The organism is Limimaricola variabilis, assembly GCF_014195545.1.
Classification (GTDB): domain Bacteria; phylum Pseudomonadota; class Alphaproteobacteria; order Rhodobacterales; family Rhodobacteraceae; genus Limimaricola; species Limimaricola variabilis.
In genome coordinates, this window is the sequence record NZ_JACIBX010000002.1 from 196,832 (window position 1) to 212,779 (window position 15,948).

Genomic DNA, 15,948 nt, shown 5'->3' on the forward strand with positions numbered 1-15,948 from the left:
CGATGAAAGCACTCGTACTCGCGGCCCTGCTCACCGGCGGGGCCTCCGACCAGCAGCGCGCCGACTACATCGGCAGCCATGTCTGGCCGACCACCGAACACCATTCCGGCGGCTTCTCGGCGATCGAGACCGACGGCACCGGCTTCGTCGCGCTGAGCGACCGGGCGCGGATCTTCGACGGCCGTTTCGAACGCGACGCCGAAGGCCGGATCACCGGCATCGAGATCCTGCATGACGACCCGCTGCGCTCGGGAAGCGAGGGGATCATGACCGGCAGCCTCGCCGACAGCGAGGGGCTGGCGATCGGCCCGGACGGGCGGCGCTGGATCTCCTTCGAGGCGCGGGCGCGGGTGCGCTCGGAGACCGGCCCGGACGGGCCCGAGCTGCTGCCCCGGCCGCAGGCCTTCCGCGACATGCAGTTCAACAGCGCGCTCGAGGCGCTGGCGATCGACGAGGCGGGCGCGCTCTACACCATCCCCGAACGCTCCGGTCGGCTCGACCGGCCCTTTCCGGTCTATCGCTGGAAGGACGGCGAATGGAGCTTGCCGTTCAGCCTGCCACGACGCGGCGCCTATCTCGTCACCGGCGCGGATTTCGGCCCCGACGGCAAGCTCTACCTGCTCGAGCGCGATTTCGCGGGCATCGGCTTTCGCAGCCGGGTGCGGCGTTTCGCGCCCGACGGCACCAGCGAGGAGGTGCTTCTCGAGACCGGTCTGGGGGTGCATGACAACCTCGAGGGGATCTCTGTCTGGCGCGACGATCTGGGCCGAATTCGGCTCACCATGATCTCCGATGACAATTTCCGCTTTTTCCAACGCACCGAGATCGTCGAGTACGCGCTCGACGAATGAGCTGTCCGCGATCGGCCACACTTCGCCTTCCGCCGCGTAATGTCACATAAATTTCTGTTTGACGATCGCCCATCCCGTGCCAGCTTTGGATCAGGCGAAACCAACTGAAAGGAGGTGATCCAGTGTCGAGAAGGGTATTGGAGAAATGTGTCGGGACAGCTTGGGAGGCGCGCGGCTGAGGCAGCCCTCGGGCGCACACCCCCCAGGTGGATCACGGTCTAACCGACCCACCTCCTGATCTTCGAAGGGTCGTCCCCCATTCGCCGGGGACGGCCCTTTTTGTATGTCCGCGCAGGGCAGGCTATCTCGGGGGCGAGAGCTTTGGAGACAGGCATGCTGAGGATCGACGACCGTATCACCATCGAGGATTGGGAGCTGACCGAGCAGTTCACCCGCGCGTCCGGCCCCGGCGGCCAGAACGTCAACAAGGTGAGCACCGCGGTGGAGCTGCGCTTCGAGGCGGAGCGCTCGCCCAACCTGCCCGACCCGGTCAAGCGGCGGCTGAAGCGGCTGGCGGGGCGGCGCTGGACCAATGACGGCGCGGTGGTGATCTTCGTGCAGGACACCCGCCACCAGCCCCGCAACCGCGAGATCGCCCGCGAGCGGCTGGCCGAGCTGATCACCAAGGCGACCGAGGTGCCGAAGCGCCGGATTCCGACCAAGCCGACCAAGGGAAGCGTCAGGCGGCGGCTGGAGGCGAAGAAGCAGCGGGGCGAGGTGAAGGCGCTGCGGCGCGACCCCTAGCTTCGGATCTTCCCATGGGCGCCGGGGCGATGCGCTGGGGCTCAGGCTGGCGCTCCCGGTTTTCGGCAGACCCTCAAAACACCCTGAACGTCTGCGTCGTCAGCGTCCGCTCGATCCCCTCGATGCCCATCAGGTGCTCGTTGAGATACATGCCGATATCCTCGCCCTCGGGGACGTAGATCTTCACCAGCAGGTCGAAGGCACCCGAGGTCGAATACAGCTCGGAGTGGATCTCCTTGAGCGCGATGGCGTCGGCCACCTTGTAGGTGGTGCCGGGCTTGCAGCGGATCTGGACGAAAAGCGGGAGCGACATGGCGGACCTCAGACGGTGACGGGGATGGGGGATTGCGGGCCGACGTCGAAGACGCGCTTGTAGCGGGCGATCTCGTCCGCCGGGCCCATCGCCTTCTCGGGGTTGTCGGAGAGCTTCACGGTGGGCCGCCCCTCGGCCGCCACCGCCTTGCAGACGAGGCTGAAGGGCGCCAGCGCGTCGCCGGCCAGCCCCTTGAAGTCGTTGGTCAGCATCGTGCCCCAGCCGAAGCTCACCTTCACGCGGTCCGAGAAGCGGGCATGCAGTTCGAGGATCTTCTCGGCGTCGAGCCCGTCGGAGAAGATCACCAGCTTCTCGCGCGGGTCCTCGCCGCGGTCCTGCCACCAGCGGATCGCCGTCTCGGCCCCGGTCGCGGGATCGCCGCTGTCGATGCGGATGCCGGTCCAGCCGGCGAGCCAGTCGGGCGCGCGCTCGAGGAAACCTTCGGTGCCATAGGTGTCGGGCAGGATGATGCGCAGGTTGCCCTCGTGCTCGTCATGCCAGTCGGCCAGCACCTTGTAGGGCGCCTCGGCCAGCTCGGCGTCGCTGTCGGCGAGCGCGGCATAGACCATCGGCAGCTCGTGCGCGTTTGTGCCGATCGCCTCGAGATCGCGGTTCTTGGCGATCAGGCAGTTCGAGGTGCCGGCAAAGCTCGTCCCCATGCCTTCGAGCATCGCCTGCACGCACCAGTCCTGCCACAGGAAGGAATGGCGGCGGCGGGTGCCGAAATCGGCGATCCTGAGGCCCTGGGTGCCGCGCAGCCGCTCGACCTTCTCCCAGGTGCGGGTCATGGCGCGGGCATAGAGCACCTGCAGCTCGAACCGGCCCATGTCGTTGAGCACGGCGCGCGAGCGCAGCTCCATCAGCACGGCGAGCGCCGGAATCTCCCACAGCATCACCTCGGGCCAGGCGCCCTCGAAGGTCAGCTCGTATTGCCCGTCGCGCTTCTCGAGATGGTAGGGCGGCAGGCGCAGCCCCTCGAACCACTCCATGAAGTCGGGGCGGAACATCTGCCGCTTGCCGTAGAAGGTGTTGCCCCTGAGCCAGGTGCTTTCGCCACGGGTGAGCGAGAGCGAGCGGATATGGTCGAGCTGCTCGCGCAGCTCGCCCTCATCGATCAGCTCGGCAAGGCGGATCGACTTGGTGCGGTTGATCAGGCTGAAGGTGACCTGCGTGGTCGGGTGGTTGCGAAACACCGACTGGCACATCAGCAGCTTGTAGAAATCGGTGTCGATGAGCGAGCGGACGATCGGGTCGATCTTCCACTTGTGGTTCCAGACGCGGGTCGCGATGTCCATCAGCCCAGCACCACGCCGGCGTCACCCATCGCCTGCCGCGCCGCGCCAAGGCTGCCGTCGAGGTCGATCCCGCGCGAGAGGCTCTCGATCACCGTGACCGCGTAGCCGAGCTTCGCCCCGTCGAGCGCGGAGTAGTTGACGCAGAAATCGGTGGCGAGACCGACCAGCGTGATCGCGGTGATGCCGCGCTCGGAGAGGTATCCGTGCAGGCCGGTCGGGGTGGCGCGGTCGTTCTCGAAGAAGGCCGAGTAGCTGTCGATCTCGCGGCGAAACCCCTTGCGGATGATCAGGTCGGCATCGAGGCGCAGGTCAGGGTGGAAGGCGGCACCCTGCGAGCCCTGAACGCAATGATCGGGCCAGAGCACCTGCGGGCCATAGGGCATCTCGGTCATCGTCATCGGCGCCGCATCGTCATGCTGGCTCGCGAAGGAGAGGTGGTCGGCCGGGTGCCAGTCCTGCGTCAGCACCACGGCGCGAAACTCGTCCATCAGCGCGTTGATGCCCGGAACGATCTCGTCGCCGCCCTGCACCGCGAGCGCGCCGCCGGGGCAGAAGTCGTTCTGCATGTCGATGACGATCAATGCCTCGTTGGCGGGGCGCATGGCTCTCTCCTCAGCTCTGTGCCACCGAGGTAAGCCCCTCGCCTGCCTGCGTCAAATGCCGCGCATGGCCGCCGCGATGGCATCGGCCGCCCGCTCGAGCCCGGCCGCGTCGAGCGTCTCGGCCTCGACCCGCGCCGCGAAGACCGGCGCATGCGCCGCGCGGGAGCGGGCATAGGCGGGGTCGTAATGCTCGACCATCAGCGCGGCCGAAAGCTCGACCATGCGGCCCTCGGCCAGCAGCTTCTGCCAGCCATCGACCACCTCGTGACCGCGATGCGCGCGCAGCTGGTCGAGCAGATGCGACAGCCGCGCAGGGTCGGCGCTGACATCCTCGTATTGCCGGGCGAGGAACGCGGCGCGCGCCTCGATCGGCGCGGTGATCTCGATGCGCGGCGCACGGGTCATCAGCGCCCAGAGCGAGGGCGGCAGGGTGATCCGGCCGATCTTGGAGCTTTCGGCCTCCACCAGCACCGGGCGGGTGGGGTCGAGCCGGGCGAGGCCTTCGGCGAGCCGGCTCTCGAAGCCCTTCTGCGCCGGCTGCTCGTCGGGATCGCCGCCCAGCAGCGAGCCGCGATGATGGGCCAGCCCCTCGAGGTCGAGCACCTGCCCGCCGCGCGCCTCGACCAGCGGCAGCAGCGCCGTCTTGGCGGTGCCGGTAAAGCCGTCGAGCAGCACGAAGCGATGCGGCAGCGGCGTCTCGTAAAGCGCGTCATGCACCAGGCGGCGCCAGGTCTGGTAGCCGCCCTCGACGACCTCGGCGCGCCAGCCGATCTGGGTCAGGATCGAGGCGAAGGAGTTCGACCGTTGCCCGCCGCGCCAGCAATAGACCAGCGGCTTCCAGCGATACTCCCGGTCCGCCAGCGGCCCCGAGATGTGCGCGGCGGCGTTCTTGGCCACCAGCGCTGCGCCGATCTTGCGCGCATCGAAGGGCGAGACCTGCTTGTAAATCGTGCCGACCTCGGCGCGCTCGGCGTTGGACAGCACCGGCAGGCTGATCGCGCCCGGGACGTGGTCCTCGGCGTATTCGGCGGGGCTGCGCACGTCGATCACGTCGTCGAAGCCGTGGTCGAGAAAGGCGGGAATGGTGTCGAAGCGGGTGCTCATGCGAGCCTCTCTACAGGTGCGGTGCCGGGGCGGGAAGCGGCGTCCCCGGCCGATGGGGCGGGATCTGCGTATTTGAAGAATGGTGAAGAGGGGGGCGCGCTTCTCGTTCGACGGTCCGCAGATGTGCGGTGCGTTCGTCGGGGTCCGGAACGACAAAGGGGCCGCGGCATCCGCCGCGGCCCCCTGCCCCGTCCCTTGCGGGCGGATTATTCCTCGACGTCGAAGGTCAGCGCCTTGACCTGCTGGAACTTGCCGGTGTCGCGCAGCTTCTGCAGCACCTCCTCGGAGACCGCTTCGTCGGCGTAGAGGATGGCGATCGCCTCGCCGGCGCGCTGGTTGCGGCCCAGGGTGAAGTTGGCGATGTTGACACCGTTCTCGCCCATCATGGTGCCCAGCACGCCGATGATGCCCGGCACGTCCTGGTTGGTGGTGTAGACCATGTGGCGGCCGATCTCGGCGTCGATGTTGATGCCCTTGATCTGGATGAAGCGTGGCTTGCCGTCCGAGAACACCGTGCCCGCGACCGAACGCTCGCGCTTGTCGGTGACCACGGTGACCTTCACGTAGCCCTCGAAGGTGCCGGACTGGTCCTGCTTGGTGGTCGAGATCTGGATGCCGCGCTCCTTGGCGATCACCGGGGCGGAAACCATGTTCACGTCCGGGTTCACCTTGCGCATGATGCCCGCGACCAGCGCCGAGTTCAGCGCGGCGAGGTTCATCTCCGAGACCACGCCGTCATAGAGGATGTTGATTGCCTTGACCGGCTCGTCGGTCATCTGACCGATGAAGTTGCCGAGGTGGCCCGACAGGCCGATCCACGGCCCCATGATCTTCGCCTCTTCGGCCGTGATCGAGGGCATGTTGATGGCGTTGGTGACGGCGCCGGTCAGCAGGTAGTCGGACATCTGCTCGGCCACCTGCAGGGCGACGTTCTCCTGCGCCTCGGTGGTGGCGGCGCCCAGATGCGGGGTGACCACGACGTTGGGCAGGTTGAACAGCGGCGAGTTGGTCGCCGGCTCCTCGGCGAAGACGTCGAAGGCGGCACCGGCGACGCGGCCCTCGGTGATCGCCTCGGCCAGCGCCGCCTCGTCGACGAGGCCGCCGCGGGCGCAGTTGACGATCCGCACGCCCGGCTTGAGCTTGGCGATGTTCTCCTTGGAGAGGATGTTGCGGGTCTGGTCGGTCAGCGGCACGTGCAGCGTGATGAAGTCGGCGCGCTTCAGCAGCTCGTCCAGCTCCAGCTTCTCGACGCCGATCTCGGTGGCGCGCTCTTCCGACAGGAAGGGATCATAGGCCACGACCTTCATCTTCAGGCCATGCGCGCGGTCGATCACGATCGAGCCGATGTTGCCGGCGCCGATCACGCCCAGCGTCTTGCCGGTGACCTCGACGCCCATGAAGCGCGACTTCTCCCACTTGCCCGCATGGGTCGAGGCGTTCGCCTCGGGGATCTGGCGCGCCACGGCCATCAGCATCGAGATCGCGTGCTCGGCGGTGGTGATCGAGTTGCCGAAGGGCGTGTTCATCACGATGATGCCCTTCTTCGACGCGGCCGGGATGTCGACGTTGTCGACGCCGATGCCGGCGCGGCCGATGACCTTGAGGTTGGTGGCCTTCTCGATCAGCTTCTCGGTCGCCTTGGTGGCCGAGCGGATCGCGAGACCGTCGTAATTTCCGATGATCTCGGCGAGCTTTTCCTTGTCCTTGCCGAGCTTCGGCTGGAAATCGACCTCGATGCCGCGATCGCGGAAGATCTGCACGGCGGCGTCGGAGAGGGCGTCGGAAATGAGAACCTTGGGCATGGAATGCTCCTGTGGCGGTCGGACGGGAGGCGTCCGGGGAAATGGGAGAGCGGGGCGCGCCGTCGCGCGCGCGCCCCGAAGGGGATCAGGCGGCTTCGGCCTGCGCCGCGATCTCGGCCTCGAAGGCCCAGTCGAGCCAGGGCATCAGCGCCTCGAGATCGGCGGTCTCGACCGTGGCGCCGCACCAGATGCGCAGGCCGGCCGGGGCGTCGCGATAGGCGCCGATGTCGAGGGCCACGCCCTCCTTCTCGAGCCGCTTGGCCACGGCCTTGGCAAAGGCGGCCCCGTCCTTGATGCGCTCATCGGTGAACTTCAGGCAGACCGAGGTGTTCGAGCGGGTGGCCGGGTCCTCGGCGAGGTTGGCGATCCAAGGACGTGCGTCGCAGAAATCCCAGATGACCTTGGCATTGGCGTCGGCACGGGCCTTCAGCCCCTCCAGCCCGCCGACCTCGCGGCCCCAAGCCAGCGCGACGAGGTAATCCTCGACGCAGAGCATCGACGGCGTGTTGATCGTCTCGCCCTTGAAGATGCCCTCGATCAGCTTGCCGCCCTTGGTCATGCGGAAGATCTTCGGCAGCGGCCAGGCGGGGGTGTAGCTCTCCAGCCGCTCGACGGCGCGGGGGCTCAGGATCAGCATGCCATGCGCGGCCTCGCCGCCCATCACCTTCTGCCAGGAGAAGGTGGTGACGTCGAGCTTGTCCCACGGCAGCTCCTGCGCGAAGGCGGCCGAGGTGGCGTCGCAGATGGTCAGGCCCGCGCGATCGGCCGGGATCGCATCGCCCGAGGCCACGCGCACACCGGAGGTGGTGCCGTTCCAGGTGAACACGACGTCGGTGTCGTAGTCGATCGAGGCCATGTCGACGATCTGGCCGTAATCGGCGGTCTTCACCTCGGCGTCGATCTTCAGCTGCTTCACGACATCCGTGACCCAGCCCGCGCCGAAGCTTTCCCAGGCGACCATGGTGGCCTTGCGGGCGCCGAGCATCGACCACATCGCCATCTCGACGGCACCGGTGTCCGAGGCGGGCACGATGCCGATGCGGTAATCGGCGGGGATGCCGAGGAGCTCGCGCGTTTCTTCGATCGCGGCGGCGAGCTTCGACTTGCCGATGGCGGCGCGGTGCGAGCGGCCGAGCGGCGCGTCGGAGAGCTTGTCGAGGCTCCAGTGGGGGGGTTTGGCGCAGGGGCCGGAGGAGAATCGCGGATTCGACGGACGAACGTCCGGAGTCGTGCTGACCATTGCTGGTATCCTTGCAGATAAGCGCCTCTCGTTGGGGAGAGGTGTCCCGTCGCCGCAGATACGCCCCTCGACGCGCTTTCACAACGGGGAAATTGCCGTTAAGGCACCGCCAAACGTCGCAAGCGGGCCATCCCGCGCCACTATCGGAAACTTTTCCCCATGCTCACCGCGCTCCTTCTCTCCGCCCCCGGTACCCAGCTCGATCCGATTCTCGCCGAGAACCTGCGCAGTGCCTGGGGCGGCAGCGCGCTCGACTGGCTGTCGCCGGGCGAGGCGGTGGAATTCGGCCTCCCGGCGTGGCCGGACAATCGATGGGACGTCTGGGCCGATCTGCAGCAGGCGCGCGTCGATCTGGTGATCCAGCGGACCGACGGACGCCGCAAGAAGATGCTGCTCGCCGACATGGACAGCACGATGATCCAGCAGGAATGCATCGACGAGCTGGCCGCCGAGGCGGGCGTGGGCGAGCGCGTGGCCGAGATCACCCGGCGCGCGATGAACGGCGAGCTGGATTTCGAGGGCGCGCTGATCGAGCGCGTGGGCCTGCTCAAGGATCTCGACGAGGCGGTGATCGCCCGCGTGCTGTCGGAGCGGATCACCCACATGCCGGGTGGTCGCGAGCTCATCGCCACGATGAAGGCCAATGGCGGCTACGCGGCGCTGGTCTCGGGCGGTTTCACCGCCTTCACCGAGAACGTGGCCGAGGCGCTGGGCTTTCACGAGCATCGCGCCAACACGCTGCTGGCCGCGGGCGGCAAACTCACCGGCGAGGTGGCCCGCCCGATTCTCGGCCGGGAGGCCAAGGTGCAGGCGCTGCACGAGATCACCGCGCGGCTGGGAATCACCCCGGATGACGTCATCGCGGTGGGCGACGGCGCCAATGATCTCGGCATGCTCGGCCTCGCCGGGACCGGGGTGGCGCTGCACGCCAAGCCGGTGGTGGCCGAGCAATGCGAGGTCCGTGTGAATCACGGCGACCTGACGGCGCTGCTCTACATCCAGGGCTATCGCCGGGAAATGTTCGCCATTTGATCTTGCGCGACTCGGTTCGTGGCCCGACACTGACGCAGGGGCAGACCCGCCCCGCGTCACCTGGGAGGACGACATGACCGGCAAGCGTTTCATGTATATCTACCACGGCAACGGGATGGGCCCGCCCGAGAGCGAGGAAGCGGGCCGCGAGGCGATGGCCCGCTGGCAGGGCTGGATGGACGGCATCCGCGACAACATCGTCGACGAGGGGGCCCCCGCCGGAAAATCGCACACCGTGAGCCAGAGCGGCGTGACCCATGACGGCGGCGCCAACCCCGTCTATGGCTACACGCTCGTCACCGCGCCCGACATCGACGCGGCGATCGCCATGGCCAAGGACTGCCCGATGGTCGCCGATGGCGGCAGCGTCGAGGTCTGCGAAGCGATCCAGATGTAAATCGGCCACCGTGGCGTTGCGCTGACGCCACGGTTCCGCCCGGCGGTTTTCGCCGGGCGCTTTGCGCGGATATCCGCGCAAAGACGTGAGCGCGCGGGGCTTTCACAAAGCCGGGGAATCTTGGTAAGCCTCTGGCCATCGAGTTGAACCCGCCCCTTCCAGTCGAAAAGGCGCCGGGGGCATCCAAGAGGCCAGACAGCTGGAGGCTGCTACATGATGTCACGACTTTTCCGCGCGTTCGGGTCCCTGACGGCAGGTGCGCTCATCGCCGCCGCCACGAGCGCCGTCGCGCAGGAGGCGTCGAACCGCGTCGCCGCAGAGACCGACTGGAGCGTGTTTCAGGAAACCGATCCGGTCGAATGCTTCGGCGTCTCGGCCCCCAAGAGCCAGCTCAACACCAAGGACGGCCAGCCCGTCACCGTGAACCGCGGCGAGACGCTGCTCTTCGTGTTCTATCGCCCGGCGCAGGGCGTGAACGGTCAAGTGACCTTCACCGGCGGCTATCCCTTCGCGTCCGGCTCGACCGTGACGCTTGAAGTCGGCGGGCAGGACTTCCAGCTCTTCACCGAAGGCGACTGGGCCTGGCCCGCGACGCCGCAGGACGACGCGGCCATCGTCGCGGCGATGAAGCGCGGCGCCGAAGCCGTGCTCACCGGCGTGTCCGGCCGCGGCACCCAGACCAAGGACACCTTCTCGCTGCTGGGCTTCACCGCGGCCGTGGACGAGGCCGCCAAGCGCTGCACCAGCTGATCCACCGCCCTTCCGGGGCGGCCCCATGACATGAGAGCGGGTCCGGTTTTCCTTGATGACCGGGCCCGCTTTCCCATATGAGCCGGGCAGCCCCGGCCCCGAGGTACCCCCGATGACCGCCCCCGTCACACCGACCGCCCCCATCACCCAGGACGTCCACACCATCCCGCGCAAGGCGCCGGAAGGTCCGACCAACCTCGTCGGCCTGCGCCGCGAGGCGATGCGCGATGCGCTGATCGCGGCCGGCACGCCCGAAAAGCAGGCGAAGATGCGGGTGAACCAGATCTGGCAGTGGATCTACCACTGGGGCGTGCGCGATTTCGACGCGATGACCAACCTCGCCAAACCCTATCGCGAGCTGCTGGCGCGCAACTTCGTCATCTCCCTGCCCGAGATCGTCTCCAAGCAGGTCTCCTCCGACGGCACCCGCAAGTATCTGGTCCGGATCGCCGGCGGCCACGAGGTCGAGACGGTCTACATCCCCGAAGAGGATCGCGGCACGCTGTGCATCTCCAGCCAAGTGGGCTGCACGCTGACCTGCTCGTTCTGCCATACCGGTACCCAGAAGCTGGTCCGCAACCTGACCCCGGCCGAGATCGTGGGCCAGGTGATGCTGGCGCGCGACGACCTCGGCGAATGGCCGCAGCCGGGCGCGCCCAAGGACGAGACGCGGCTTCTGTCGAACATCGTGCTGATGGGCATGGGCGAGCCGCTCTACAATTTCGAGGGCGTGCGCGACGCGATGAAGATCGCCATGGATGGCGAGGGCATCGCCCTGTCGCGCCGTCGCATCACGCTGTCGACCAGCGGCGTCGTGCCCGAGATCGCGCGCACGGCCGAAGAGATCGGCTGCATGCTCGCCGTCAGCTTCCACGCCACCACCGACGAGGTGCGCGACAAGCTGGTGCCGATCAACAAGAAGTGGAACATCGAAAAGCTGCTCGAGGCGCTGAAATCTTATCCCAAGCTGTCGAACTCCGAGCGCATCACCTTTGAATACGTGATGCTCAAGGACGTGAACGACAGCGACGAGGATGCGCGCCGCCTGGTCAAGCTGATCGAGGGCATCCCGGCCAAGATCAACCTGATCCCCTTCAACGAATGGCCCGGCTCGCCCTACCAGCGTTCGTCGAACAATCGCATCCACGCCTTTGCCGACATCATCTACAAGGCGGGCTATGCGAGCCCGATCCGCACGCCGCGCGGCGAGGACATCATGGCCGCCTGCGGCCAGCTCAAATCCGCGACCGAGCGCGCCCGCAAGAGCCGCGCCGAGATCGCGGCCGAAGTACAGGGATAAGGCGCCGGACCAACCGGGCGCCATCAGGGGGAGAGAGCGGTGAAGATCAAGCTCAACGGGATCGAGTTCGAGGTCACGGCGGTGGAGCCCGCCCTGCGGGAGGCGATCCTCGGCGATCCGGTGATCGCCAAGGCGGTCTGGCGCGACGTCTATGCCTGGGACGCGGCCGCGCAGGAGGGCAAGAACACCGGCCCCGTGACCCAGAACGGCGCGATCCCGCTGGCCAACGGCCTCTCCTTCTTCGTGCCCAAGGGCGAGGGCGCCGAGAAGAACGAGAGCGCCTCGCGCACCTCCGGTGAGCGGTTCCTCAAGGCGCTGAACGTGAAGTCGACCATCGACGTGCTCAAGGCGATGGCGCGGCTTCTGGGCATGCCGCAGAAGATCCTGCCCAAGGAGTTCGACCCGCTCCGCCCGGTGGCCTCCTTTACGGTGAAGATGCATGTCGAGCACTCGGTGCTGCGGCTCCGCAACGCCAGTCGCAACCTGCAGGCCTATCTGCTAGTGCCCGGACAGATCGGCTTTCACCACGAGATCACGGCGATCCACGACCAGGCGGGCTATGACGCGCTGATCGCCGAAAAGCCCGAGCTGAAGACGCTGACGCCGCTCTTCCTGGTGCCCGCGCGCACCAAGGCCAACCGCGAGATGCGCGCCACCGCGCTGATGGCGCAGACCCGCGACCTCGCGGAGCAGGCCAAAGGCAAATCCGTCGAGGAGCTGCCGGAAGCGCTGCGCATCGGTCGCAACCAGGCCGAGCTGCGGATGCTGGCCCAGGCCGCGAACCAGGCGCGCCAGGGTCAGACCGGCGCCAAGCCCCGCGCCACCGCCTGAGGAACCGCCACCCGACTGGCCAGTTGGCCGTGCATCCCCGAAGCGGAGGCACGGCCATGAGCTATTCGACAGGTGACAAGGTGACGTGGAACTGGGCCAACGGCACCGGTAGCGGCAAGATCACCAAGGTCTACACGCGCAAGATCACCCGCACGATCAAGGGCTCCGAGATCACCCGCAACGCCAGCGAGGACGAGCCCGCCTACCTGATCGAGCAGGAGGATGGCGACGAGGTGCTCAAGAGCGGCTCCGAGCTATCCAAGGCCTGAGGGCGCGACGGGTCAAACCAGCCGGGCGCGCAAGCTCGGAAGGGTCAGGCGGAGCGCGGCGCGCCCCGCCCTCACCCTGCCGCGAAGACGCTCCTTCGCGGCGGAGCGTTATTCCGCCCGGCCGGGGATATGCTCGCGCCGCTCGCCCGCATGGGTCCAGCTGCGCATCGCCTCGAAGGCCTCGTCGGCGGTTTCCACGAACTTGAACAGCTGCAGGTCCTCCTCGGCGATGGTGCCGGCCTCGGCCAGCGCCTCCCAGTTCACGATCTTCTCCCAGAAGGCCCGGCCGAAGAGCAGGAAGGGCACGCGCTTCATCCGCCCGGTCTGGATCAGCGTCAGCGTCTCGAACAGCTCGTCGAGCGTGCCGAAGCCGCCGGGGAACACGCAGACCGCCTTGGCGCGCATCAGGAAATGCATCTTACGGATCGCGAAGTAGTGGAAGTTGAACGCCAGCTCCGGCGTGACATAGGGGTTGGGCGCCTGCTCGTGCGGCAGCACGATGTTGAGCCCGACCGAGCGGCCGCCCGCCTCCTCCGCGCCGCGGTTGCCCGCCTCCATCACACCCGGGCCGCCGCCCGTCACGATGACGTTCTCGCTGCCGCCGGTCTCAAGCGACCATTCGGTGACGCGCCGCGCGAAGAGCCGCGCCTCCTCGTAGAACGCCGACAGCTCCGCCAGCGTCTGGGTCCGCGCCGTGTGCTTCTTGGCGGGCTCGGGAATCCGCGCGCCGCCGAACAGCACCACGGTCGAATGCACCCCGGCCTCGTTCATCAGCAGCTCGGGCTTGAGAAGTTCGAGCTGCCAGCGGACCGGACGCAGGTCGTCACGCAGCAGGAAATCCTCGTCGGTGAAGGCCAGCCGGTAGGAGGGAGAGGTGGTCTGCGGCGTCTGCGGGACCTGCCCTGCGGTGCGCTGGTCCTCCTGGCTGTCGCGCATCAGGTGTCGTCTGTCCTTGGTCATGCCGGTCCCTTACCCTAGGGCGCGTTGCGCCGATTACCGCATCCGGTCTATAGCCGCCTGCGAGCCGCATCACAAACCGGAGCCCATCCCATGGCCGATACCGACACCGCCCAGCTCGAAACCGCGATCGAGGCCGCCTGGGAGGCGCGCGACACGATTACCCCCGCCACGGGTGGCGAAACCCGCGAGGCGATCCTCGACACGCTGAACGCGCTCGACAGCGGCGCGCTGCGCGTCGCCGAAAAGCGCGGCAACGACTGGCACGTGAACCAGTGGGCCAAAAAGGCGGTGCTGCTGGGTTTCCGCATCAAGGACATGGAGATGCAGGCCGGTGGCCCGCAGGGCGGCGGCTGGTGGGACAAGGTCGACAGCAAGTTCGCTGGCTGGGGCGAGAACCGCTGGCGCGATGCGGGCTTCCGCGCGGTGCCCAACGCGGTGGTCCGCAAATCGGCCTATATCGCGCCCGGCGTGGTGCTGATGCCGTCCTTCGTCAATCTCGGCGCCTATGTCGATTCGGGCACGATGGTCGACACCTGGGCCACGGTCGGCTCCTGCGCCCAGATCGGCAAGAACGTGCACCTGTCGGGTGGCGTCGGCATCGGCGGCGTGCTCGAGCCGCTGCAGGCCGACCCGACCATCATCGAGGACAACTGCTTCATCGGCGCCCGTTCCGAGGTGGTCGAGGGCTGCATCGTGCGCGAGGGCTCGGTGCTCGGCATGGGTGTCTATATCGGCAAGTCGACCAAGATCTTCGACCGCGAGACCGGCGAAGTCAGCTATGGCGAGATCCCGCCCTACTCGGTCGTGGTCTCGGGCTCGCTGCCTTCCAAGGGCGGCGTGAACCTCTACTGCGCCGTGATCGTCAAGAAGGTCGACGCCCAGACCCGCTCCAAGACCGGCATCAACGAGCTGCTGCGCGACTGAGCCGCGGCGCAACGACCATCGGAGAAGGGGCGCCACGGCGCCCCTTTTTGGTATCAATGGCACCGGATTCGCGAAACCGGCCCGATGGGCGGAACCCCGTTCCCGCCCATGCGCTTGGGCCGCCATGATCCAGAACCTGCCCCTTCCGCTTCTTCTGGTCGCCTTCGCCCTTGCTGCAGCGGCCGTCATCTTCTCCTCGATCCGGGCCACGCGGCTGGCCGACATCATCGCCGACCGGACCCGGATGGGTGAGGCGATGGCAGGCGGGATCATCCTCGGCGGCGCGACCTCGCTGGCCGGTGTGGTGGTCTCGGTCAACGCCGCGCTGAACGGCGACGCTTCCTTCGCCTTCTCGAACGCGGTGGGCGGAATCGCGGCGCAGACCCTGTTTCTCGCCATCGCCGACCTGATCTACCGGCGCGCCAATCTCGAACATGCCGCGGCCGAACCGGCCAACCTGTTCCAGGCGGTGATGCTGATGATCCTGCTCAGCCTGCCGCTCTGCGCCATCGCCGGGCCCGAGGTCGCCTATTTCGGCGTGCACCCCGTCTCGGTGGCGCTGTTTCTCACCTATCTCTACGGCGTGCGCGTCTCGGCCCAAGTCTCGGAGAAGCCGATGTGGCGGCCGGTGATGACCTCCGAGACCCGCACCGACGAGCCCGAGGATGACGACGAGGCGGGCCGCTCCGTCACCGGCCCGGCGCTGCGCTTCGCGGCTCTGGTCGCGGTGATGGGGTTGGGCGGCTTCGTGATCGCGCAGGTCGGCAGCACCTTCATCGAACGCTTCGGGCTGCGTTCGAGCCTCGTCGGCTCGCTGATCACCGCCGTCGTCACCTCGCTGCCCGAATTCGTCACCACCATCGTCGCGGTGCGGCGCGGCGCGCTGCAACTCGCCGTGGGCGGCATCATCGGCGGTAACACCTTCGACACGCTGTTCCTGGTGATCTCTGACGTAAGCCTGCGCGAGGGGTCGCTCTACCACGCGGTCGGCACCACCGACCTCTACTGGCTCGGCACCGGGCTGCTGATGACCGGCATCCTGCTGGCCGGCCTGATCGCCCGACAGCGCGAGGGTCCGGCCCGGATCGGCTTCGAAAGCGTCGCGATGCTCGCGGTTTATGGGATCGCGGCCACGATCGAAGTGCTGAACGGATAGGTTCGGAACGCAACCTCACCTTCGCGTGTTCACGCTTGGAAGGACCGGGCATGCCGGTCGGAATATTGGAGTGGACGACATGACGGGTGTGGGCTGGTTCATGACCATCATCATCGGCGCGATCGCCGGATGGCTGGCCGAGAAAGTGATGAAGGCGGATATGGGCCTTCTGATGAACATCATCATCGGGATCCTCGGCGCGATCCTGTTCAACTGGCTGCTGAGCCTGATCATGGGCGAGGCGCTGGTCGGCTGGCTCGGCTCGCTGATCGCGGGCTTCATCGGCGCCTGCATCCTGATCTTCCTGGCGCGGCTGGTGCGCGGCAAACGCGCCTGACGCTTCGAACGACGACGCCTTCGGACCCCGCGCCGGCAACG

18 protein-coding genes are annotated in these 15,948 nt (G+C 67.5%); 11 read left to right on the top strand and 7 right to left on the bottom strand.

Annotated features, from left to right (window positions below):
• Positions 1–2 precede the first annotated feature (2 nt).
• Both FHS00_RS04035 and arfB read left to right on the top strand, forming a co-directional pair.
• Entirely contained in the window at positions 3–851 is an 849-nt protein-coding gene (locus FHS00_RS04035; RefSeq protein WP_183470128.1) for an esterase-like activity of phytase family protein, read from the top strand.
• 333 nt (positions 852–1,184) lie between these two features.
• A complete protein-coding gene (gene arfB, locus FHS00_RS04040) occupies positions 1,185–1,595 on the top strand; it encodes an alternative ribosome rescue aminoacyl-tRNA hydrolase ArfB (RefSeq protein WP_183470130.1) in 411 nt (136 codons plus the stop codon).
• Positions 1,596–1,668: 73 nt separating this feature from the next.
• On the opposite strand, the gene FHS00_RS04045 is transcribed toward arfB, so the two are convergent.
• The 6 genes from FHS00_RS04045 to FHS00_RS04070 form a co-directional block, all read right to left on the bottom strand.
• Positions 1,669–1,908 carry an Lrp/AsnC ligand binding domain-containing protein gene (locus FHS00_RS04045; protein ID WP_085895107.1) on the bottom strand — a complete coding sequence of 80 codons (240 nt, stop codon included), beginning with the start codon at positions 1,906–1,908 and terminating at the stop codon, positions 1,669–1,671.
• An 8-nt stretch (positions 1,909–1,916) separates the two neighbouring features.
• The gene (gene pncB / locus FHS00_RS04050; RefSeq protein WP_183470698.1) at positions 1,917–3,206 is read right to left on the bottom strand and encodes a nicotinate phosphoribosyltransferase; all 1,290 of its coding nucleotides are present in this window, start codon (positions 3,204–3,206) and stop codon (positions 1,917–1,919) included.
• The gene (gene pncA / locus FHS00_RS04055; RefSeq protein ID WP_183470132.1) at positions 3,203–3,805 is read right to left on the bottom strand and encodes a bifunctional nicotinamidase/pyrazinamidase; all 603 of its coding nucleotides are present in this window, start codon (positions 3,803–3,805) and stop codon (positions 3,203–3,205) included. Before pncA ends, pncB begins: the two co-directional genes overlap by 4 nt.
• A 51-nt stretch (positions 3,806–3,856) precedes the next feature.
• Positions 3,857–4,909 (bottom strand): tRNA 2-selenouridine(34) synthase MnmH, encoded by a 1,053-nt coding sequence (mnmH, locus tag FHS00_RS04060; RefSeq protein ID WP_183470134.1) that lies wholly within the window; start codon positions 4,907–4,909, stop codon positions 3,857–3,859.
• A gap of 206 nt (positions 4,910–5,115) precedes the next feature.
• A complete protein-coding gene (gene serA / locus FHS00_RS04065) occupies positions 5,116–6,711 on the bottom strand; it encodes a phosphoglycerate dehydrogenase (protein ID WP_183470135.1) in 1,596 nt (531 codons plus the stop codon).
• 85 nt (positions 6,712–6,796) lie between these two features.
• Positions 6,797–7,951 (bottom strand): phosphoserine transaminase, encoded by a 1,155-nt coding sequence (locus FHS00_RS04070; RefSeq protein ID WP_183470137.1) that lies wholly within the window; start codon positions 7,949–7,951, stop codon positions 6,797–6,799.
• A gap of 159 nt (positions 7,952–8,110) precedes the next feature.
• Between FHS00_RS04070 and serB the strand changes: the two genes are divergently transcribed.
• The 6 genes from serB to FHS00_RS04100 all read left to right on the top strand — a co-directional run bounded on the left by serB (position 8,111) and on the right by FHS00_RS04100 (position 12,530).
• Positions 8,111–8,983 (top strand): phosphoserine phosphatase SerB, encoded by an 873-nt coding sequence (gene serB, locus FHS00_RS04075; protein WP_183470139.1) that lies wholly within the window; start codon positions 8,111–8,113, stop codon positions 8,981–8,983.
• Between the two features lie 73 nt (positions 8,984–9,056).
• Complete coding sequence (locus tag FHS00_RS04080; protein ID WP_183470141.1) at positions 9,057–9,380, top strand: YciI family protein; 324 nt, start codon at positions 9,057–9,059, stop codon at positions 9,378–9,380.
• Positions 9,381–9,593: 213 nt separating this feature from the next.
• A complete protein-coding gene (locus tag FHS00_RS04085) occupies positions 9,594–10,130 on the top strand; it encodes an invasion associated locus B family protein (RefSeq protein WP_183470143.1) in 537 nt (178 codons plus the stop codon).
• 112 nt (positions 10,131–10,242) lie between these two features.
• Positions 10,243–11,430: a dual-specificity RNA methyltransferase RlmN gene (rlmN, locus tag FHS00_RS04090; RefSeq protein ID WP_183470145.1), complete on the top strand. Its 1,188-nt coding sequence runs from the start codon at positions 10,243–10,245 to the stop codon at positions 11,428–11,430.
• A 39-nt stretch (positions 11,431–11,469) separates the two neighbouring features.
• Positions 11,470–12,261, top strand: coding sequence for a hypothetical protein (locus FHS00_RS04095; protein WP_183470147.1), 792 nt, complete (start codon positions 11,470–11,472; stop codon positions 12,259–12,261).
• Between the two features lie 56 nt (positions 12,262–12,317).
• Positions 12,318–12,530 carry a hypervirulence associated TUDOR domain-containing protein gene (locus FHS00_RS04100; protein WP_183470149.1) on the top strand — a complete coding sequence of 71 codons (213 nt, stop codon included), beginning with the start codon at positions 12,318–12,320 and terminating at the stop codon, positions 12,528–12,530.
• Positions 12,531–12,638: 108 nt separating this feature from the next.
• Here the strand turns inward: FHS00_RS04100 and FHS00_RS04105 are convergent, their stop codons facing one another.
• Positions 12,639–13,490 carry an LOG family protein gene (locus FHS00_RS04105; protein WP_183470151.1) on the bottom strand — a complete coding sequence of 284 codons (852 nt, stop codon included), beginning with the start codon at positions 13,488–13,490 and terminating at the stop codon, positions 12,639–12,641.
• Positions 13,491–13,580: 90 nt separating this feature from the next.
• Between FHS00_RS04105 and dapD the strand changes: the two genes are divergently transcribed.
• From dapD to FHS00_RS04120, 3 genes are all read left to right on the top strand, one after another.
• Positions 13,581–14,414 (top strand): 2,3,4,5-tetrahydropyridine-2,6-dicarboxylate N-succinyltransferase, encoded by an 834-nt coding sequence (dapD, locus tag FHS00_RS04110; RefSeq protein ID WP_183470152.1) that lies wholly within the window; start codon positions 13,581–13,583, stop codon positions 14,412–14,414.
• Between the two features lie 124 nt (positions 14,415–14,538).
• The gene (locus FHS00_RS04115) at positions 14,539–15,570 is read left to right on the top strand and encodes a sodium:calcium antiporter (protein ID WP_183470154.1); all 1,032 of its coding nucleotides are present in this window, start codon (positions 14,539–14,541) and stop codon (positions 15,568–15,570) included.
• A gap of 79 nt (positions 15,571–15,649) precedes the next feature.
• Positions 15,650–15,907 carry a GlsB/YeaQ/YmgE family stress response membrane protein gene (locus FHS00_RS04120; RefSeq protein WP_183470700.1) on the top strand — a complete coding sequence of 86 codons (258 nt, stop codon included), beginning with the start codon at positions 15,650–15,652 and terminating at the stop codon, positions 15,905–15,907.
• Positions 15,908–15,948: the final 41 nt, after the last annotated feature.

What these genes read in the sequence shown, in the direction of transcription:
- serA (WP_183470135.1), bottom strand. Translation starts at nt 6,711, where the DNA reads ATGCCCAAGGTTCTCATTTCCGACGCCCTCTCCGACGCCGCCGTGCAG.
- FHS00_RS04080 (WP_183470141.1), top strand. Translation starts at nt 9,057, where the DNA reads ATGACCGGCAAGCGTTTCATGTATATCTACCACGGCAACGGGATGGGC.
- FHS00_RS04045 (WP_085895107.1), bottom strand. Translation starts at nt 1,908, where the DNA reads ATGTCGCTCCCGCTTTTCGTCCAGATCCGCTGCAAGCCCGGCACCACC.
- serB (WP_183470139.1), top strand. Translation starts at nt 8,111, where the DNA reads ATGCTCACCGCGCTCCTTCTCTCCGCCCCCGGTACCCAGCTCGATCCG.
- arfB (WP_183470130.1), top strand. Translation starts at nt 1,185, where the DNA reads ATGCTGAGGATCGACGACCGTATCACCATCGAGGATTGGGAGCTGACC.
- FHS00_RS04035 (WP_183470128.1), top strand. Translation starts at nt 3, where the DNA reads ATGAAAGCACTCGTACTCGCGGCCCTGCTCACCGGCGGGGCCTCCGAC.
- mnmH (WP_183470134.1), bottom strand. Translation starts at nt 4,909, where the DNA reads ATGAGCACCCGCTTCGACACCATTCCCGCCTTTCTCGACCACGGCTTC.
- dapD (WP_183470152.1), top strand. Translation starts at nt 13,581, where the DNA reads ATGGCCGATACCGACACCGCCCAGCTCGAAACCGCGATCGAGGCCGCC.
- rlmN (WP_183470145.1), top strand. Translation starts at nt 10,243, where the DNA reads ATGACCGCCCCCGTCACACCGACCGCCCCCATCACCCAGGACGTCCAC.
- FHS00_RS04105 (WP_183470151.1), bottom strand. Translation starts at nt 13,490, where the DNA reads ATGACCAAGGACAGACGACACCTGATGCGCGACAGCCAGGAGGACCAG.
- FHS00_RS04115 (WP_183470154.1), top strand. Translation starts at nt 14,539, where the DNA reads ATGATCCAGAACCTGCCCCTTCCGCTTCTTCTGGTCGCCTTCGCCCTT.
- FHS00_RS04085 (WP_183470143.1), top strand. Translation starts at nt 9,594, where the DNA reads ATGATGTCACGACTTTTCCGCGCGTTCGGGTCCCTGACGGCAGGTGCG.
- FHS00_RS04120 (WP_183470700.1), top strand. Translation starts at nt 15,650, where the DNA reads ATGACGGGTGTGGGCTGGTTCATGACCATCATCATCGGCGCGATCGCC.
- pncA (WP_183470132.1), bottom strand. Translation starts at nt 3,805, where the DNA reads ATGCGCCCCGCCAACGAGGCATTGATCGTCATCGACATGCAGAACGAC.
- FHS00_RS04070 (WP_183470137.1), bottom strand. Translation starts at nt 7,951, where the DNA reads ATGGTCAGCACGACTCCGGACGTTCGTCCGTCGAATCCGCGATTCTCC.
- FHS00_RS04100 (WP_183470149.1), top strand. Translation starts at nt 12,318, where the DNA reads ATGAGCTATTCGACAGGTGACAAGGTGACGTGGAACTGGGCCAACGGC.